The 19087-nt window shown below is 64.5% G+C and carries 18 protein-coding genes; 10 read left to right on the top strand and 8 right to left on the bottom strand.

The features are described 5' to 3' along the window. Window positions 1-14: 14 nt before the first annotated feature. The 3 genes from D9V29_RS04770 to D9V29_RS04780 are packed head-to-tail and all read left to right on the top strand — an operon-like array spanning window position 15 to window position 1380. Window positions 15-317, top strand: coding sequence for a DUF3099 domain-containing protein (locus tag D9V29_RS04770; protein ID WP_121672181.1), 303 nt, complete (start codon window positions 15-17; stop codon window positions 315-317). Further along, entirely contained in the window at window positions 314-538 is a 225-nt protein-coding gene (locus D9V29_RS04775) for a hypothetical protein (RefSeq protein ID WP_121672182.1), read from the top strand. Before D9V29_RS04770 ends, D9V29_RS04775 begins: the two co-directional genes overlap by 4 nt. Further along, entirely contained in the window at window positions 535-1380 is an 846-nt protein-coding gene (locus D9V29_RS04780; protein ID WP_121672183.1) for an SURF1 family cytochrome oxidase biogenesis protein, read from the top strand. Before D9V29_RS04775 ends, D9V29_RS04780 begins: the two co-directional genes overlap by 4 nt. A gap of 9 nt (window positions 1381-1389) precedes the next feature. Here D9V29_RS04780 and D9V29_RS04785 read toward each other — a convergent pair whose 3' ends face one another. The 7 genes from D9V29_RS04785 to sufB all read right to left on the bottom strand — a co-directional run bounded on the left by D9V29_RS04785 (window position 1390) and on the right by sufB (window position 8358). Continuing rightward, window positions 1390-2988 (bottom strand): ABC-F family ATP-binding cassette domain-containing protein, encoded by a 1599-nt coding sequence (locus tag D9V29_RS04785; RefSeq protein ID WP_121672184.1) that lies wholly within the window; start codon window positions 2986-2988, stop codon window positions 1390-1392. A 106-nt stretch (window positions 2989-3094) separates the two neighbouring features. Beyond that, window positions 3095-4258 (bottom strand): MalY/PatB family protein, encoded by a 1164-nt coding sequence (locus D9V29_RS04790; protein WP_121672185.1) that lies wholly within the window; start codon window positions 4256-4258, stop codon window positions 3095-3097. Between the two features lie 26 nt (window positions 4259-4284). Continuing rightward, a complete protein-coding gene (locus D9V29_RS04795) occupies window positions 4285-4614 on the bottom strand; it encodes a metal-sulfur cluster assembly factor (protein WP_121672186.1) in 330 nt (109 codons plus the stop codon). 9 nt (window positions 4615-4623) lie between these two features. Then, window positions 4624-5391 (bottom strand): Fe-S cluster assembly ATPase SufC, encoded by a 768-nt coding sequence (sufC, locus tag D9V29_RS04800; protein ID WP_121672187.1) that lies wholly within the window; start codon window positions 5389-5391, stop codon window positions 4624-4626. 4 nt (window positions 5392-5395) lie between these two features. Further along, entirely contained in the window at window positions 5396-5719 is a 324-nt protein-coding gene (locus D9V29_RS04805) for a non-heme iron oxygenase ferredoxin subunit (RefSeq protein ID WP_121672188.1), read from the bottom strand. Between the two features lie 2 nt (window positions 5720-5721). Then, a complete protein-coding gene (gene sufD / locus D9V29_RS04810) occupies window positions 5722-6933 on the bottom strand; it encodes a Fe-S cluster assembly protein SufD (RefSeq protein ID WP_373294776.1) in 1212 nt (403 codons plus the stop codon). Window positions 6934-6939: 6 nt separating this feature from the next. Next, complete coding sequence (gene sufB / locus D9V29_RS04815; RefSeq protein WP_121672190.1) at window positions 6940-8358, bottom strand: Fe-S cluster assembly protein SufB; 1419 nt, start codon at window positions 8356-8358, stop codon at window positions 6940-6942. A gap of 274 nt (window positions 8359-8632) precedes the next feature. Here sufB and D9V29_RS04820 point away from each other — a divergent pair, with 274 nt between their 5' ends. Continuing rightward, entirely contained in the window at window positions 8633-9592 is a 960-nt protein-coding gene (locus tag D9V29_RS04820; RefSeq protein ID WP_229790352.1) for a COX15/CtaA family protein, read from the top strand. Window positions 9593-9723: 131 nt separating this feature from the next. Here D9V29_RS04820 and D9V29_RS04825 read toward each other — a convergent pair whose 3' ends face one another. Continuing rightward, window positions 9724-10644 (bottom strand): heme o synthase, encoded by a 921-nt coding sequence (locus D9V29_RS04825; protein WP_121672191.1) that lies wholly within the window; start codon window positions 10642-10644, stop codon window positions 9724-9726. 279 nt (window positions 10645-10923) lie between these two features. Here D9V29_RS04825 and tkt point away from each other — a divergent pair, with 279 nt between their 5' ends. The 6 genes from tkt to pgl are packed head-to-tail and all read left to right on the top strand — an operon-like array spanning window position 10924 to window position 19059. Then, window positions 10924-13014 carry a transketolase gene (gene tkt, locus D9V29_RS04830; RefSeq protein WP_121672192.1) on the top strand — a complete coding sequence of 697 codons (2091 nt, stop codon included), beginning with the start codon at window positions 10924-10926 and terminating at the stop codon, window positions 13012-13014. A gap of 22 nt (window positions 13015-13036) precedes the next feature. Beyond that, window positions 13037-14149 carry a transaldolase gene (tal, locus tag D9V29_RS04835; protein ID WP_121672193.1) on the top strand — a complete coding sequence of 371 codons (1113 nt, stop codon included), beginning with the start codon at window positions 13037-13039 and terminating at the stop codon, window positions 14147-14149. After that, window positions 14146-15756 carry a glucose-6-phosphate isomerase gene (locus tag D9V29_RS04840; protein WP_121672194.1) on the top strand — a complete coding sequence of 537 codons (1611 nt, stop codon included), beginning with the start codon at window positions 14146-14148 and terminating at the stop codon, window positions 15754-15756. The genes tal and D9V29_RS04840 overlap by 4 nt, the downstream gene beginning before the upstream one ends. A 32-nt stretch (window positions 15757-15788) precedes the next feature. After that, window positions 15789-17333 carry a glucose-6-phosphate dehydrogenase gene (zwf, locus tag D9V29_RS04845; RefSeq protein ID WP_121672195.1) on the top strand — a complete coding sequence of 515 codons (1545 nt, stop codon included), beginning with the start codon at window positions 15789-15791 and terminating at the stop codon, window positions 17331-17333. After that, a complete protein-coding gene (locus D9V29_RS04850; RefSeq protein ID WP_121672196.1) occupies window positions 17330-18292 on the top strand; it encodes a glucose-6-phosphate dehydrogenase assembly protein OpcA in 963 nt (320 codons plus the stop codon). Before zwf ends, D9V29_RS04850 begins: the two co-directional genes overlap by 4 nt. Next, the gene (pgl, locus tag D9V29_RS04855; protein WP_121672197.1) at window positions 18289-19059 is read left to right on the top strand and encodes a 6-phosphogluconolactonase; all 771 of its coding nucleotides are present in this window, start codon (window positions 18289-18291) and stop codon (window positions 19057-19059) included. The genes D9V29_RS04850 and pgl overlap by 4 nt, the downstream gene beginning before the upstream one ends. Window positions 19060-19087: the final 28 nt, after the last annotated feature.

Raw genomic sequence — 19087 nt, forward strand, 5'->3', positions numbered from 1 at the left:
TAGTCTTGGAGTGAATGAAACAGCCATCCATCACCTCACTACCGCCGTCTCCCGAAGCGGAGCGGCGGTCACGAATGCTCAAATACACGATTGCGATGAGCGTTCGTGTGGTGTGCCTTGTGCTGATGCTGGTGACGACAGGGTGGTGGCAGTTCGTGTTCGCTGCCGGCGCGATCGGTCTGCCATACGTGGCGGTCGTTCTCGCGAACGTCGGCGCGCCGAGGGCCGACCCAACGGTGCTGCGACCAGACGGAATCGTCGCACTTCCGGAGCGGGTCGTTCCCGAGCAGGACAGGCCGGACCGTCAGGCGTCATGATCTCACTTTTCTCAGAGCCCGAGCAGTTCACCTGTTCCCGGGCCGGATGCTCCGCCACGGCCGGGTGGCGGATCGAATGGCGCAACCCGAAAATCCACTCCGAGGACCGGGTCAAGGTGTGGCTCGCGTGCGATGAACACTCCGGGTATCTCCGCGACTTTCTCGCCGCGCGGGATTTTCCCGTCACAATGCTCGCGCTGAACCCGGAGGATGCACCGTGAAGAACTGGCGTTTCGTCTTCAGCAGGCGGTGGTTCGGGTACCTCGCTGTCGCAATGGTCTTCGCCATCGTGTGCGTTCTGCTGTCCAATTGGCAGGTGGCGCGGCTCGAGGAGAGACGCCTCGAGAATTCCCTCGTGCTCGAGAACTACGAAAACGAAGCCATCCCGCTCCGCGACGTCCTGGACTCTCCCGCGGACTGGGACGACGGTGTCGAGTGGACGCCCGTCGCACTGACGGGAACCTACCTCGTGGACGAACAGGTGCTCGTCCGTAACCGACCCCGCAACGGACAACCGGGATTCGAGGTCCTCACCCCACTCCGCCTCACCGACGGGAGCGTCTTCGTGGTCAATCGCGGTTGGCTGCCGACGGGCAATGCGCAGGACCTCCCCGACATGATCCCGGAACCGCCCGACGGCGAGGTCACCGTGACGGCGAGGCTCAAACCAGGCGAGCCGTCACTGCCTGGCCGCACCGCACCGGACGGCCAGATCGCGACCGTTGAGCTTGCCCAGTTCGCCGAGCGGATCGATGCGACGGTCTTCACCGGCGCATACGGGCTGATGGCCTCCGAAACACCTGCCCCGGCAGACGACAGGCCGCTCCCCGCATTCAAACCCGAACTGAGCGAGGGCTCGCACCTTTCGTACGCCCTGCAGTGGATCGTGTTCGCCCTGCTCGGGTTCGCGTTCCTGGGGTACGCCATCCGTGAGGAGTACCGTCACCTCAACGCGGACGATCCCGCCGAGAAGGCGCGAGCCGATCAGCGCGAACGCAAACGGGCTGCGAAGCGTACGGATGCCGACGTCGAGGATGACATCCTCGACGCTTCGCTCCGCTGAGCGGACGGGTCAGGCGAGCTCAATGAGCTCGAGGTAATCCTTGTTCCAGTGGTCTTCGACGCCATCGGGCAGGATGAGGACTCGCTCCGGGTTGAGGGCCTGCACGGCGCCCTCATCGTGGCTGACGAGGACGACAGCACCCGCGTAGTGCGCGAGGGCGTCGAGGATCTCGGCGCGGCTCGCGGGGTCGAGGTTGTTGGTGGGTTCGTCGAGGAGCAGCACGTTCGCGCCGGAGACGACGATCATCGCGAGAGCGAGTCGAGTCTTCTCACCGCCGGAGAGAACGCCAGCAGGCTTGTGCGAGTCGTCTCCGGTGAACAGGAAGGATCCGAGGACCCTCCTGGCTTCGGTCTCCGTGATGTGCGGCGACGAGGACACCATGTTCTCGAGCACGCTGCGTTTCACGTCGAGGGTTTCGTGTTCCTGGGCGTAGTAACCGATGCGGAGACCGTGGCCGGGTTCGACCTCCCCCGTGTCCGGGGAGTCCACTCCCGCGAGGATTCGCAGCAGCGTCGTCTTTCCGGCACCGTTGAGCCCGAGGATGACAACCTTGGAGCCGCGGTCGATCGCGAGGTCGACGGCCGTGAAGATCTCCAGGGACCCGTAACTGCGTGACAGGTTGGATGCCATCAGCGGGGTACGGCCGCACGGTGCCGGTTCCGGGAATCGCAGCTTGGCGACCCGGTCGACGGCGCGGACATCGTCGAGGCCGGAGAGCATCTTCTCAGCCCGAGCCACCATCTGGTGGGCGGAGGCAGCCTTGGACGCCTTGGCGCCGAACTTCGCAGCCTGGAGCTGCAGCGATGTCGCCTTTTTCTCGACGTTGACGCGTTCCTTCTTGCGTCGCTCCTCATCGGCGGCACGCTGGCGCTGGTAGTTCTTCCAGTTCATGTTGTAAACATCGATGACCTGGCGGTTGCCGTCGAGGTAGAACACCTTGTTGACGGTCTCCCCGACGAGTTCGACATCGTGGGTGATCACGATGAAGCCGCCGGTGTAGGTCTTGAGGAACTCGCGCAGCCAGATCACCGAATCGGCGTCGAGGTGGTTGGTCGGTTCGTCGAGGATCATCGTCCTCGCGTCGGAGAACAGGATCCGGGCCAGCTCGATCCGGCGACGCTGTCCGCCGGAGAGCGTCTTGAGCTGCTGGTCGAGAATTCGGTCCGGCAAATTGAGGTTGCTCGCGATCGATGCGGCCTCCGCCTCGGCCGCGTATCCACCGAGCATCTGGAAACGCTCTTCGAGGTTCCCGTACTTCTTCATCGCCGCGGCGCTCGTCGCGGCATCCTCTGACGCCATCCCCATGGTCGCCTCCTGCATTCCGAGGACGAGGCTGCCGAGACCGCGGGCGTTGAGGATTCGCGTGCGTGCGAGCTCCTCTGGATCGCCCGACCGCGGGTCCTGCGGGAGGTAGCCGAGTTCGCCTGAACGCTCCACCTTGCCGTTGGACGGCTGAAGCTCGCCGGCAAGAACCTTGGTCAGTGTTGTCTTGCCCGCGCCGTTACGGCCCACGAGGCCGATCTTGTCGCCTGCGGAGACACGAAAGTTGACATCGTCCATGAGAACCCGTGCCCCGACGCGAATTTCGAGATCGTGCACACTCAGCAAAACGTTGTTCCAGTTCCTTCGGGAGCGCCACAAATGACGCAGAAAATAGGGGGGTCAACCTGACAGTCTACGTTGTCCCGGCTGGGAGCTCGCCTCACCCCTCAGTTCACTGGCGCTGAGGTCCGGGTGGGATGGCCGCGATGCGCCGGACCGCCTCCGTGAGAAGCTCAGGAGAACAGGCGACGTTGATCCGGGCCCAGCCTGATCCTCCCGAGCCGAACCCCGTTCCCGGGCTGAGGGCGACCCTCGCCTGCTCGAGGATCCGCGCCGCAGGGTCGTCGCCCCAACCGCGACCGCGAAAATCAAGCCAGGCGAGATAGCCCGCGTCCGGACGTCGCCAGGACACATCGGGAAGGTGCTCACGACGGAGCTCGTCGAGAAGATCGAGGTTCGCCTTGATCGAGGCACGGGCACCGTCGAGCCAGCCCTCACCCTCCCGGTACGCGGCGGTGCTCGCGAGCATCCCGAATTGGCCGGTCCTCCACGTCACCTCCACGGGCAGTCCGGCGAGGATGCTTTTCGGCTCCTCCCCCTCCGCCACCATGAGGGCGCACTTGAGGCCGGCGATGTTCCATGCCTTGCTGGCGGAGTGCAGGGCGAAGCCGTTCTCCCTCGCGACCGTCGACGCGCTGAGGTATGGGACGAATGTCGCGCCAGGGTGCGTGAGAGGCGCGTGGATCTCATCGCTGATCACCCGCACGTTGAACGCCAGGGCGAGCTCGGCGACGCGCGCGAGCTCGGCTCGGCTGTGGAGCAGCCCGAGCGGGTTGTGCGGGTTGCAGAGGACGAACGCGCGTGCGCCGCCGGCGAAGGCCGTCTCGAGTCCATCGAGGTCGAGCCGGGGCCCATCACCGGTGTCGACGAGGGGGACTTCTGTGACGGATGCTCCCGCTTCCGCGACAAGGTCGAAGAACGGCGGGTAGACCGGCGGAGTGATCGCTACCCGGTCCCCCGGCGCCGTCACCGCGCGAAGGATTTCGACGATGCCCATGCTGACGTCCGCCGTCGACAGCACCGTGGCGTCCGTCAGGTCCCAGTTCCACCGTCTGCCGGCGAACCCGCAGAATGCCCCGGCGAGCGGGTTCGCCGACGCCACATATCCGGTGTCACCGCGGTCGATCGCCTCGTGCAGAACCCGGCGGATGGGGTCCGCAAGCGGGTAGTCCATTTCAGCGACGAAGAGCGGGAGAACATCGTCGGGATGCTCCGCCCACTTTTCGCTCGTCCGGGCACGCAGAACGTCGGTCGGGTCGGAGGAAACATCAGTCATCCCCCGACGATATCGGGTGGGTCTTCTCAGATCGAGAAACCGAGCGCGCGCATCATGTCGCGCCCGTCGTCCGTGATCTTCTCGGGACCCCACGGCGGCATCCAGACCCAGTTGATCCGGAAAGCGTCGACGACGTTGTCAAGAGCCTGCGCCGTCTGTTCTTCAAGAACATCGGTGAGCGGGCAACCGGCGCTTGTCAACGTCATGTGGATGATGAGCGCGTTGTTCTCGTCGTCCCAGCCGAGGTCGTAAATCAGCCCGAGGTCGACGATGTTGATCCCGAGTTCGGGATCCATCACGTCCTTGAGGGCTTCCTCGACTTCGTCGAAGCGCTGTGGACTCAGTGTGCTGACCATGGCTTAAGCCTACGCCGTCGTCGCTTCGCCGACGAGGAAACGGTCGTAACCCTCGTTCTCGAGACGGTCGGCGAGCTCGGGCCCACCCTGCTCGGCGATGCGTCCGTCGACGAAGACGTGAACGAAGTCCGGCTTGATGTAGCGGAGGATCCGGGTGTAGTGCGTGATGAGAAGCACGCCGAGGTTCGTGTTCTCCTTGGCGCGGTTGACACCCTCAGAAACGATCTTCAGCGCGTCGACGTCGAGTCCGGAGTCGGTCTCGTCGAGAACGGCGAAGGTCGGCTTGAGCAGTTCCATCTGGAGGATCTCGTGGCGCTTCTTCTCTCCACCGGAGAAGCCCTCGTTGACGTTTCGCTCGGCGAAGGTCGCATCCATCCGGAGGTCCTTCATGGAGTTCTTGACGTCCTTGATCCAGTGACGGATGGGCGGTGCTTCTCCGTCGATGGCGGTCTTTGCGGTGCGGAGGAAGTTCGTGACGGTGACGCCGGGGATCTCAACCGGGTACTGCATGGCGAGGAAGAGGCCGGCGCGGGCGCGCTCATCGACGCTCATCGCCAGGACGTCGACACCGTCGAGAGTGATCGAGCCGGAGTCGACGGTGTACTTCGGGTGACCGGCGATCGTGTAAGCGAGGGTCGACTTGCCGGACCCGTTGGGGCCCATGATGGCGTGTGTTTCACCCTTCTTGATGGTGAGGTCGACGCCACGCAGGATGGGCTTGGATCCCTGTTCGGTCTCGACGCTGACGTGCAGGTCGCGGATTTCAAGTACAGACATGGTGTCAGATCTCTTTCGTTACAGTCGGGTCGATGAAAATATCTCCGTCGGTCAGCTCTACGGCGTAGACCGGGACGGGTTCGTATGCGGGAAGCGTCAGCGGCTTGCCGGTGAGGAGGGAGAACTGGGAGCCGTGCGCCCAGCACTCGAGGGTGTCGTTCTCGACGAAACCCTCTGACAGCGAGATGTCGCCGTGGGTGCAGGTGTCACCGATCGCGTGCACATCGCCGTTGCTGTCGAGCACGAGAGCAATCGGGATGCCGTCGACGACGACACGTTTGGCCTGGTTGACCGCGAGGTCACTGAGCGCGCAGACACGTTCGGCCACCGTTACCGTCCGTCCGACGTGAGGCTGGTTCCGCTCAGCTCTTCTTCGATGGCGACTTCGAGACGTGCCTGCAGGTCGGCGTCGCCGATCTGCTGGACGATCTCGGTGAGGAACCCGCGAACGACAAGGCGGCGAGCTTCTTCCTCCTTGATGCCACGAGCCTGCAGGTAGAACAACTGCTCGTCGTCGAATCGACCGGTTGCGCTGGCGTGGCCGGCTCCGGCGATATCGCCGGTCTCGATCTCGAGGTTGGGGATGGAGTCAGCCCGGGTTCCGTCGGTGAGGACGAGGTTGCGGTTCTGCTCATAGCTGTCGGTCGCCGTCGCCGTCTGGCGGATGAGAACATCGCCGATCCAGACGGTGCGGGCGCCCTCGCCCTGGAGTGCTCCCTTGTAGGTCACACGGCTCCTGGTGTGCGGGGCGTCGTGGTTGACGTAGACCTGCTGCTCGAGGTGCTGGCCGGCGTCAGCGAAGTACAGGCCGAGCGCCTCGACCTCGCCGCCAGAGGAGTTGAGGTGTGTCGACGGGTTGATGCGCACGACACTGCCGCCGAGGGTGACGACGACGTGCTTGATGCGAGCGTCACGTCCCACAACGGTGAAGTGTGACGCGAGGTGCGCTGCCTCGTCGTCCCACTGCTGAACGGTGACGACGGTGAGGTCCGCGCCGTCCCCAACGAGGATCTCGACGTTCTCACTGAGACGCGCGGATCCGGTGTTCTCCAGAATGACGAGCGCGGAGCTGAACGGCTTGGCCTCGATGAGCACGTGGGCAGCACGAGGGGCGATGCCGAACTGGGAGCGGTCGATCCGAACGGTCTTCGCTTCCTCACCGGAAACGGTGACGGCGAGGGCTTTCTCGAAGCGGGTCCATGCGTTCGCGGAGCCGCGCTCTTCCGGCGTACCCGCCGTGCCGATGCGGGTGTCATCGCGGTCAACCCAGCGGATGTCGACCCCGTCGACAGCCGTCGCTGAGTACGCGTATTCGCCGCCGTCGAGCTCTCCGTCGATGAGATCGGAGATCCGGTCGATCGGGGTCAGCTTCCAGACCGCTTCCCGACCGGTGAGGGCCGGGAAGTCGGCGACGTCGGTCGAGCGGAACCGATCGGACCTGGTCTGGATCGGGACGACTCCCCATCCACCGTCGGTGTGCTTTTTGTAACCGAGCTGCCCGGTCTGTTCGAGCTTGGTGGGTGTTGCTTCCGGCGCGGAGATCGTCATTTAGCCGACCGATCCTTCCATGCCCATTTCAATGAGCTTGTTGAGTTCGAGTGCGTATTCCATGGGCAGTTCGCGAGCGATCGGCTCGATGAAGCCACGGACGATCATCGCCATGGCCTCGTCTTCCGGCATTCCGCGGCTCATGAGATAGAACAGTTGCTCTTCGCTGACCTTCGAGACGGTTGCCTCGTGCCCGAGCTGGACGTCGTCGATACGGATGTCGATGGCGGGGTAGGTGTCGCTCCGCGAGATCGTGTCGACCAGGAGTGCGTCACAGCGAACGGTGTTCGCCGAGTGGTGCGCGTTGGCATCGACGCGGACTTCGCCGCGGTAGCCGGCGCGTCCACCTCCGCGTGCGATCGACTTGGAGACGATTGACGACTGCGTGTACGGAGCCATGTGAATCATCTTCGCGCCGGCGTCCTGGTGCTGGCCGGGGCCGGCGAACGCGACGGAGAGGGTCTCACCCTTGGCGTGCTCGCCCATGAGGTAGATGGACGGGTACTTCATGGTGACCTTGGAGCCGATGTTTCCGTCGATCCACTCCATCGTTGCGCCCTCTGCCGCGGTGGCGCGCTTGGTGACGAGGTTGTAGACGTTGTTCGACCAGTTCTGGATGGTCGTGTAGCGAACACGGGCGTTCTTCTTCACGATGATCTCGACGACCGCGGAGTGCAGTGAGTCCGACTTGTAGATCGGGGCGGTGCAGCCCTCGATGTAGTGAACGTAGCTGCCCTCGTCGGCAATGATGAGCGTGCGCTCGAATTGACCCATGTTCTCGGTGTTGATCCGGAAGTAGGCCTGCAGCGGGATCTCGACGTGCACTCCCGGCGGCACGTACACGAACGATCCACCCGACCAGACGGCCGTGTTGAGCGCGGCGAACTTGTTGTCACCTGCCGGAATCACCGTTCCGAAATACTCCTCGAAGATCTCCGGGTGCTCGCGAAGAGCGGTGTCCGTGTCCATGAAGATGACGCCCTGGCGCTCGAGGTCCTCGTTGATCTGGTGGTAGACAACTTCGGATTCGTACTGTGCCGCGACACCGGAGACAAGACGCTGGCGCTCAGCCTCGGGGATGCCCAGCTTTTCGTACGTGTTCTTGATGTCGTCGGGGAGGTCTTCCCAGGTCTGCGCCTGCTTCTCGGTGGAGCGCACAAAGTACTTGATGTTGTCGAAGTCGATCTCCGAGAGGTCTGCACCCCACAGCGGCATCGGTTTGCGCTCGAAGAGCGAGAGTCCCTTGAGGCGGCGCTGAAGCATCCATTCGGGTTCCGATTTGAGGGCGGAGATGTCCGAGACGACTTCGGGAGAAACTCCACGCCGGGCGGAAGCGCCTGCGGCGTCTGAGTCCGCCCATCCGAATTCGTACTGCCCAAGGCTTTCGAGTTCGGGGCGGTCTATCAGAACGTCTGACATGTCTACCTCTTTCCTTCTCAGCTGCCTAACAGGATTTCTGCGCGGCGCATTCCCGCGCACGCCGGAACAACAGGAGTTGCTCAGGAATGTGCAGGCGGCTGATTTTGCGTATCTACAATTGTTCAAGGACGGGGGCCGCGCTGCTCCCGCGCCGTTCGCTGGCGAGTGCCAGACTTAAATGCATGAACCCCACGATTCTACAGGTTGTGGCGGTAAATAGCACGAGGCTCGAAGACCAGTCACAGCAACACCACAAGTAGAGGAATGCTCGACCGTGAACCGAATTGCACAGGAAGCCAGACGATTCTGGAACTGGCTACCGACGGATGTCGACCGACGGGTGCGAGTGGTGGCGTGGCTTAACCTCGTGGCGCAGACGGTTCTCGTCGGAACGGGTGGCGCGGTCCGGCTCACCGGTTCGGGCCTCGGCTGCCCGACCTGGCCGAAGTGCACCGCCGAGTCCTTCGTTTCGACGCCGGAGATGGGCATCCACGGCGTTATCGAGTTCGGCAACCGCACGCTGTTCTTCGTGCTGCAGATCATCGCGATCTTCGCTCTGCTGTTCGTGCTCAAGTACCGCAAGCGCCGCCGCGATCTCTTCATCCTCACCATCATCCCGGCCTGCAGTGTCCTGTTCCAGGCTGTCGTGGGCGGCATCACCGTACTCAGCGGCCTGAACCCCTACGTCGTCGGCATGCACTTCCTGCTCAGTGTCACGCTCGTCGTGCTCGGAGCGGTTCTCGTGTTCCGGGTCTATCAGGGCAACGCTGCGCGAGTGCGCACGGCGCCGGTGTGGCTGTCTGCGACGACCCATGCTGCATCGTTCTTCGTCGCCGTGACGATCGTCGTCGGAGTTCTCACGACCGGGTCAGGGCCGCATGCCGGTGACAAGGGAGCTGCGCGCAATGGACTCGATTCCGAGTTCCTGCAGCACGTGCACTCGTGGCCCGCCTACATCACCCTTGCACTGACCGTCGTGATCGTCGCCGCTGCCTGGCTGCTGCCGGTGCCGAGCCTGCGCTTCCCCTCGGCACTTCTTCTCGTCGTCGAAGGCGTGCAGATCGTTGTCGGTGTCGCCCAGGCCCGGATGGGTCTTCCTGAAATTCTCGTCGGGCTTCACATGGTGCTCGCCTGCATGCTCGCCGCAGCGATGACGGTGACGGTGCTGCACCTCAAGACGCCCGCGGAGCTGCCGGCGGCAACCGAACCGGCGGAGTCGCTCCGGTCCGCATAGGCCCCTTTCCTGTCGGTCCCTTTTCCTCGAGGTCCCGAAGGGTCACTCCGCCGATCGATCGGTCCGCAAAGCTCGCCCGTGACGAATCCGAGCGACCGTTACGGACCGCTCGAACGCTCGACTTGACCCTCCTAGAAGGGAAGCAGCGGATCGATACCGACAGCGAGGAACAACAGGGTCAGGTAGCTGATCGACCCGTGGAAGACCCGCATCGGCGAGACGTGCTCGTGGCGGATCGCGAGGTTGTACAGGCGGTGGGTCTCATAGATGAACCAACCACCGGATGCCGCGGCGACCACCGTATAGAGGATGCCCATCGAGGCGACAGGGATGAGAAGCAGCGAACATGCGACCGTTGCCCACGCATACAGGATGACCTGCAGTCCGACCTGCGCGCGTCCACGGACCACCGAGAGCATCGGGACGCCAGCCGTGCGGTAGTCCTCGCGGTACTTCATCGACAGCGGCCAATAGTGCGGAGGCGTCCAGAGGAACACGACGGCGAAGAGGATGACCGGCGCCCAGTTGAGGGAGTTCGCGACGGCGGCCCAGCCGATGAGAACGGGGAAGCATCCGGCGATTCCGCCCCAGATGATGTTCTGCGACGTCCAGCGCTTGAGCCACAGCGTGTAGATGACGACGTAGAAGAAGATCGCGCCGACGGACAGCGCCGCGGTGAGCGGATTGGTCGTGAAGTACAGCCAGACCGTCGAGACGATGGCAAGGGTCCAGGAGAAGACGAGAGCTTCGCGCGGGCTGAGCACGCCGGTGACGAGCGGCCGTTTGCTCGTGCGCTTCATCACCTTGTCGATGTCGCGGTCGATGTAGCAGTTGAAGGCGCCGGCCGATCCCGCGCTGAGCGCCCCACCGATGACGGTAGCGAGGACCAGCCAGAGGTTCGGGATGCCGCCCTCGGCAAGGATCATGACCGGGACGGTTGTGACCAGGAGAAGTTCCATCACGCGGGGTTTCGTGAGGGAGATGTATCCCTTGATCTTGTCGACGGCGCTCACGCGTTGTGGCGTGACGCGGTCTTCTACAGCAATGTTCATCGCTCCTCTTACCGGTGGCTTGCTCCCCCATTCTAGGTGAGGAGTATGAACGGTTAAGCCCGCTACCAGACTGGGCCCCGGGACGTAACCTCCCCGTCATACGCATACGGTGTTCCCTATACTGAAGGGGCTCGCCAAACCGTTTGTGGTGCTCTCCCAGTCGTCGTTCTCGTCGTCGGAGGTGTGTCCGGCGGAGCCAATGAAGCCAAACGTGCGTGTTTCACGCTCAGTTAGCGGGCCAGAGATGGCCCGACGACGTCGATCAGAAGGGTCACTACTGTGGCAGCTTTGCAATGGGATTCCATTGACAACACGGCGGTTGATACCGCCCGTCTCCTCGCAGCGGATGCGGTCGAGAAGGTTGGGAACGGTCACCCGGGTACGGCGATGAGCCTCGCCCCGGCCGCTTACCTGCTCTTCCAGAAAGTCATGCGCCGTGACCCGAGCGATCAGCACTGGCTGGGACGCGACCGGTTCGTCCTGTCCGTCGGCCACAGCTCGCTGACGCAGTACGTCCAGTTGTACCTCGGTGGCTACGGGCTCGAGCTTGAAGACCTTAAGGCGCTTCGCACCTGGGGCTCCCTCACTCCGGGTCACCCGGAGTACGGCCACACCGATGGCGTCGAGATCACGACAGGCCCGCTCGGCCAGGGCCTCGCCTCCGCCGTCGGCTTCGCATACGCTGCCCGCTACGAGCGCGGCTTGTTCGACCCGGACACCGCCAAGGGCGAGAGCCCGTTCGACCACTTCGTCTACGTGATCGCCGGCGATGGCGACCTCCAGGAAGGCGTCACAAGCGAGGCATCATCGCTCGCCGGGCACCAGCGCCTCGGCAACCTCATCGCCATCTACGACAGCAACCAGATCTCGATCGAGGACGACACCAACATCGCCTTCACCGAGGATGTCGCGGCCCGCTACGAGTCATACCACTGGCACGTTCAGACGGTCGACTGGAAGAAGACCGGCGAGTACGTCGAGGACATCCAGGCCCTCAATGACGCCATCGAAGCGGCGAAGGCCGAGACCGACCGCCCGTCGCTCATCGTCCTCAAGACGATCATCGGCTGGCCCAGCCCGAAGAAGCAGAACACCGGCAAGATCCACGGTTCCGCTCTTGGTGCTGACGAACTGGCCGGAGTCAAGGAAGTCCTCGGCTTCCACCCCGCCGAAAGCTTCGTCGTCTCCGACGAGGTCCTCGCCCACACCCGCAAGGCCGTCGAGCGTGGCGCTGAGCAGCGAGCCGAATGGCAGAAGAGCTTCGACGCCTGGAAGGCAGCGAACCCTGAGAAGGGTGAACTGCTCGACCGCCTGCTGACCGGAGCGCTTCCCGAGGGCGTCGAAGAGGCCCTTCCTGTCTTCGAGCCCGGTAAGGATGTGTCGACGCGCGCGGCATCCGGAAAGGTGCTCAACGCACTCGGACCGGTCATCCCCGAACTGTGGGGCGGCTCCGCCGACCTCGCCGAGTCGAACAACACCACCATCGAAGGCGCAGCCTCGTTCGTGCCGAGCGACCACTCGACCAGGGAGTGGACCGGCAACGAGTACGGCCGTGTCCTGCACTTCGGAATCCGTGAGCACGCCATGGGAGCAATCCTCAACGGCATCGCCCTGCACGGCCCGACCCGCGCATACGGTGGAACCTTCCTCATCTTCAGCGACTACATGCGCCCCGCCGTGCGTCTCGCCGCCCTGATGAACGTGCCGTCGATCTTCGTCTGGACCCACGACTCCGTCGCCCTCGGCGAAGACGGCCCGACCCACCAGCCGATCGAACAGCTCGCAACCCTGCGTGCCATCCCGAACCTCGCTGTCGTCCGCCCCGGCGACGCCAACGAGGTCGGTTACGCCTGGCAAGAGATCCTCGCCCGCCGTGGCGGACCAGCCGGTATCGCGCTCACGCGTCAGAACATCCCGGTGTTCGAACGCGGCACAGGTGAAGCATCCGGCGACACCTTCGCCGCAGCGTCCAACGTGTCCAAGGGTGCGTACATCCTCGCCGAGGCATCCAACGGCACCCCCGACGTGATCCTCATCGCCACCGGCTCCGAGGTCCAGCTCGCTGTCGACGCCCGAGAAGCCCTCAAGGCTGATGGCGTCGAGGCCCGCGTTGTCTCCGTTCCCTGCCTCGAATGGTTCGAGGAGCAGGACGACGCGTACCGCGAGAAGGTCCTCCCGAAGGCGATCACCGCGCGGGTCTCCGTCGAGGCGGGCATCGACCTGACCTGGAAGAGCATCGTCGGCGACGCCGGCCGCTCCGTCTCGATCGAGCACTTCGGTGCTTCCGCTGACTACAAGACCCTGTTCCGCGAGTTCGGCATCACCACTGAAGCCGTTGTCGCCGCCGCAAAAGAAACGCTCGGCAAGTAGCCCGGGCACGAGGAGAAGAATCATGACTGAATCAACCCCCACCGCCCAGCTTTCCGCCGCAGGCGTCAGCATCTGGCTCGACGACCTTTCCCGCGGACGGATGGACTCGGGCAGCCTCCAGCAGCTCATCGACACGAGGAACGTCGTCGGTGTCACCACGAACCCGACGATCTTCGCGAGTGCGCTCAGCAACGGTGAGAGCTACGCCGAGCAGGTGTCCGAGCTGGCTGCAGCAGGCAAGGATGTCACTGAGGCGGTCTTCGAGATTACCACCGCTGACGTCGCACGCGCCTCGGATCTGTTCCGTCCGATCTACGACGCATCGAACGGCTTCGACGGCCGGGTCTCGATCGAGGTCGAGCCGCGCCTGGCACACGACGCAGCGGGCACCATCACCGAGGCGAAGGCACTGTGGGCCAAGGTCGACAAGCCGAACGCGATGATCAAGATCCCCGCGACCGTCGAGGGCCTCGAAGCAATCACCGCCGCGATCGGCGCCGGCATCAGCGTCAACGTCACACTGATCTTCAGCCTCCAGCGCTACCGCGAGGTCATGAACGCGTACCTCACCGGCCTCGAGCAGGCCAAGGCCGCCGGCATCGACCTGTCGACGATCCACTCGGTCGCGTCCTTCTTCGTGTCGCGCGTCGACACGGAGATCGACAAGCGCCTCGTCGACATCGGAACCGACGAAGCTCTTGCTCTCAAGAGCAAGGCAGGCGTCGCCAACGCACAGCTCGCGTACGAAGCCTTCGAGCAGACCTTCGCGTCCGAGCGGGCTGCAAGCCTCCTCGCCGCGGGCGCGAACAAGCAGCGACCGCTGTGGGCCTCGACCGGTGTCAAGGACCCGAGCCTTCCTGACACCCTCTACGTGACGCAGCTCGTCGCGCAGGGCGTCGTCAACACGATGCCGGAGAAGACGCTCGAGGCGACGTTCGACCACGGCAAGATCGAGGGCGACAGCATCACCGGTTCATACGATGAGGCCAACCAGGTTCTCGACGCGATCGCCGGCCTCGGTATCTCGTACGACGAGGTCACGGCGCTCCTCGAGAAGGAAGGCGTCGAGAAGTTCATCGTCTCCTGGAACGAACTGCTCGACACGGTCACCGCTGCTCTGGCGGCCGCAAAATGAGCTTCAGGATCCACGTCAGCGGCGCAGCCAAGGACGCCGTTGACGCGGTCGTCCCGACGCTCGTCGGCGACATGGTCGCGTCGGGCATCACAGGGCTGAACTCAGCCCTGTGGGGCCCGTCGGCCGAAGAGGAAGCGTCAAAGCGCCTGGGCTGGACCGAGGCGACAACGGTCTCCCGGCCGCTCGTGCCGCAGATCGAGGCGCTCCGCGCTGAGCTCGCCGATGCCGGGGTGGAGCACATCGTCCTCGCCGGCATGGGCGGTTCCTCGCTCGCACCAGAGGTCATCACCCGCACCCTCGGAGGCAACCTCACCGTCCTCGATTCCACCGCTCCGGGACAGGTTCTTGCCGCACTCGCCGACCGCCTGGAGGCATCGGCCCTCGTCGTGTCCTCCAAGTCCGGCTCCACGGTCGAGACCGACAGCCAGCGTCGCGCGTATGAGAAGGCCTTCACGGACGTCGGCATCGACCCGCGCGGACGCATCATCGTCGTGACCGACCCCGGGTCGCCGCTCGACGCATCCGCCCGCGAAGCCGGCTACCGGGTCTTCAACGCCGACCCGAACGTCGGGGGCCGGTACTCTGCCCTCACCGCATTCGGGCTCGTGCCATCCGGTCTTGCCGGTGTCGATGTCGGAGCCCTGCTCGACGAGGCCGACTCGGTCGCCGTCGAACTGTCGATCGACGACAAGCACAATCCGGGTCTCATCCTCGGCGCAGCCATCGCAGGAACGTCGCCGCTTCGGGACAAACTGGTGATCGTTGCCGATGGAACCCACATCGTCGGATTCCCCGACTGGGCAGAGCAACTGATCGCCGAATCAACAGGCAAGCAGGGAACAGGACTGCTCCCCGTCGTCGTCGATGCGCTCGCACCCGAGCTCTCCGGTGATTACCCGGACGTGCAGCTCGTGCGCCTTGTCGATGACGCCGACCAGCTGCACCTGTTCCCCCGCGACCGGCACGAAGGCGAGATCCTCGTCTCGGGAACGCTCGGCGCGCAGATGATGGTCTGGGAGTACGCGACCGTTGTCGCCGGACGCATTCTCGGCATCAACCCGTTCGACCAGCCAGACGTCGAATCCGCCAAGATCGCAACGCGCGGGCTCCTCGATGCTCGCCCGGAGCAGACCGCTCCCCTCTTTGCCGAGAACGGCATCGAGGTCCGCGGAGACCGATCGGTACTGGCAGGCACGTCGACGGTGAAGCAGGCCATCGACACCCTCATCGCCCAGTTGCCCGACAACGGCTACCTGGCGGTTCAGGCGTACGTCGATCGCGTCTCGCTCCCCCAGCTGGAGGGCATCCGCGCGATGCTCGCCGGCATCACCGATCGTCCCGTGACGTTCGGATGGGGCCCGCGATTCCTCCACTCGACGGGACAGTTCCACAAGGGCGGCCCCGCCGTCGGCGTTTTCCTCCAGATCACGCAGGAACAGCCGACGGACCTCGAGGTTCCCGGCCGTCCGTTCACGTTCGGTCAGCTGATCCAGGCGCAGGCCCAGGGCGATGCCAGTGTGCTCGCCGATGCGGGACGTCCCGTGGTCACGCTCAACCTGACGGACCCGGAAAACAACATTGTGTCCCTTTTTGAGGCCATCAACTAGCTCTCGCTGGCTGGCCGTAACCGAGGAGTTGTATGTCCCCCGCGGATATCACCCCCGAGTCCAATCCCCTGCGCTTGGACTCTGACCGCCGACTGAACCGCATCGCCGGTCCGAGCGGTCTCATCATTTTCGGAGTGACGGGCGACCTGTCGCGCAAGAAATTGATGCCCGCCGTGTACGACCTCGCGAACCGGGGTCTTCTTCCTCCCGGGTTCTCCCTCGTCGGGTTCGCCCGCAGGGATTGGGAGGACCAGGACTTCATGGAGGTCGTACACGAGGCGGTGAAGTCTTACGCCCGCACCGAATACCGTGAGGATGTCTGGAACCAGCTGGCCCAGGGCATCCGTTTCGTGTCCGGTGAATTCGGCGACGATGCGGCCTTCGAGAACCTCAAGGAGACCGTCGACAAGCTCGACGCGGAACGCGGAACGATGGGGAACCACGCGTTCTACCTGTCGATCCCGCCGAAGGCGTTCCCCGAGGTGACCGAGCAGCTGCGCCGGTCAGGTCTCGCGGATGCGAGCGAAGGCCAGTGGCGTCGCGTTGTCATCGAGAAGCCGTTCGGATCCGACCTCAAGACGGCTCGTGAACTCAACACCGTCGTCGAATCGGTGTTCCCTCCGGACTCGGTGTTCAGGATCGATCACTACCTCGGCAAAGAGACGGTTCAGAACATCCTGGCGTTGCGCTTCGCCAACCAGATGTTCGAGCCCATCTGGAACTCGCACTACGTCGACCACGTGCAAATCAGCATGGCGGAAGACATCGGAGTCGGTGGGCGAGCCGGGTACTACGACGGTATCGGTGCGGCCCGCGACGTCATCCAGAACCACATCCTGCAGCTCCTCGCCCTGACCGCGATGGAGGAACCCCTCTCGTTCGACGCGAAGGACCTGCGGGCAGAGAAAGAGAAGGTGCTCGCTGCTGTGACCCTTCCCGAGGACCTGGGAACCGCGACCGCCCGCGGACAGTACGCGGGCGGCTGGCAGGGTGGAGAGAAGGTGCCCGGCTTCCTCGATGAAGACGGCATGTCACCCGACTCGACGACCGAGACCTACGCGGCGATGCGGCTCGACATCAAAACACGGCGCTGGGACGGCGTGCCGTTCTACCTGAGGGCAGGAAAACGCCTCGGCCGCAGGGTCACCGAAATCGCCGTCGTGTTCAAGCGCGCGCCGCAGTTCCTTTTCGCGGAGAGCCAAACCTCGGAGCTCGGGCAGAACGCGCTCGTCATCCGGGTGCAGCCGGACGAAGGAGTGACGATCCGGTTCGGATCGAAGGTTCCGGGAGCCGGCACCCAGGTCCGTGACGTCACGATGGACTTCGGCTACGGTCACGCGTTCACCGAAGCGAGCCCGGAAGCCTACGAGCGTCTCATTCTCGACGTGCTGCTCGGGGACCCGCCCCTCTTCCCCCGCCACGCGGAGGTCGAATTGTCGTGGAAGATCCTCGATCCGATCGAAGAATACTGGGCCGCTCAAGGCGGTCCTCTCGAACAGTACCGCCCGGGCTCGTGGGGCCCCGATTCCGCCGACGCGCTCCTTGCGCGTGACGGACGCACCTGGAGGCGACCATGATTGTCGATCTGCCCGACACCACCGTCAGCAAGCTGTCCAAGCGACTGGTCACCCTGCGCGAAGACGGCGGCGCCGTTGCCCTCGGGCGCGTGCTCACTCTCGTCATCGTCTCCCAGCTCGGCGAGGAGGAGGAAGCGATCGAAGCGGCGAATGACGCGTCACGCGAGCATCCGATGCGCGTCCTCGTTCTCTCCCGAATCCCGGACGGAGCCGGAGTTGCTCCCCGGATCGACGCGCAGATCCGCGTCGGAGGGGATGCAGGAGCGAGCGAGGTCATCATCCTCCGGGCTTACGGTGAAGCCGCGGGCAACGAGGAAAGCCTCGTCAACGGGCTGCTTCTTCCCGATGCCCCCGTCGTGGCCTGGTGGCCCGTCGAGGCTCCTGCTGACGTCGCGAATACGGCCATCGGTCACATCGCGCAACGCAGAATCACGGATGCCTCCGAGCACGATGATCCGCACGCGGCGCTTCTCGAGCTCTCCCGGTCGCACTCCCCCGGTGACACCGACTTCGCCTGGACACGACTGACGCTGTGGCGGGCCCAGCTTGCCGCAGTACTGGACCAGCCGCCGTATGAGCAGGTGACGGCCGTGACCGTGGCCGGCGCCGCTGATTCAGCGTCGACCGTGCTGCTGGCAGCGTGGCTGCAGATGCAGCTCCAGGTGCCCGTCACCCAGGAACTCACCGAGCGCGGCTCGGGCGACACTGGCATCCACGGCGTGCGGTTGACGCGTGCCAGTGGCGACATCGTGCTCGAGCGCCCGTTCGACGCCATCGCCAAGCTGACGCAGCCGAACCAGCCGACACACGAACTGACGCTTCCCCGCAGGAGCCTTCGCGACTGTCTCGCTGAGGAGCTGCGCAGGCTCGACCCGGATCCGTTGTACGGTGAAGTGATCACCAAGGGTGTGCGTCAGCTCGAAGTCGAGCTCGCCACCGGGGAAGGTAAAACTCGATGACCAACGAACGCCGTGTTCTCGTCCACGCCGACAGCGATGCCCTGGCAGCTTCGATGACCGCCAGGTTCCTGACCAAGAGTGTCGACCTGCTCGACGAGAACGACCGTATCAACGTCGTCCTCGAGGGCGGCCGCGTCGCGCTCAAGGTCCTCGCCGCAATCAACGCCTCCCCCGCGCGCGACAGCGTCGACTGGGAGCGGGTGCATTTCTGGTGGGGTGACGAACGCTGGCTTCCCGCCGGTGATCCCGAGCGGAACGACAGGAAAGCACGGGAAGCCCTGCTTGACCACATCGAGATTCCTGGGGAGAACATCCACTCCTGCCCCGCCTCCGATGGGGGCCTCGACCTCGACGCCGCGGCCGCCGCCTATGCAGCCGAGCTCGCGGAGCACGCCGACGGTGAGGGAAACCTGCCGCGATTCGACATCACGTTCCTCGGTGTCGGCCCCGACGGTCACACGGCGTCGTTGTTCCCGGACCGCAAAGAGGTTCTCGAGCGGGACGCCACGGTCGTCGCTGTCCGCAACTCGCCGAAGCCTCCTGCGGAACGCATCAGCCTCACGCGCCCGGCGATCAACTCGTCGCATCGGATCTGGGTGAGCCTCTCCGGTGCTGACAAGGCGTCCGTCCTCGGGCTTGCCCTCGCCGGCGCCGCGTACACGGAGGTTCCCATCGCCGGGATGAAGGGTCGTAAGCGTACGGTCTTCTTCGTCGATGCGGATGCCGCGTCTGAGGTTCCCGAGAATCTCATCGCGCGCAGCTACTGAGTTCCCTGCTACACGAGAAGAGCCCCTG

Source organism: Mycetocola manganoxydans (assembly GCF_003667545.1).
Lineage (GTDB): Bacteria > Actinomycetota > Actinomycetes > Actinomycetales > Microbacteriaceae > Mycetocola_A > Mycetocola_A manganoxydans.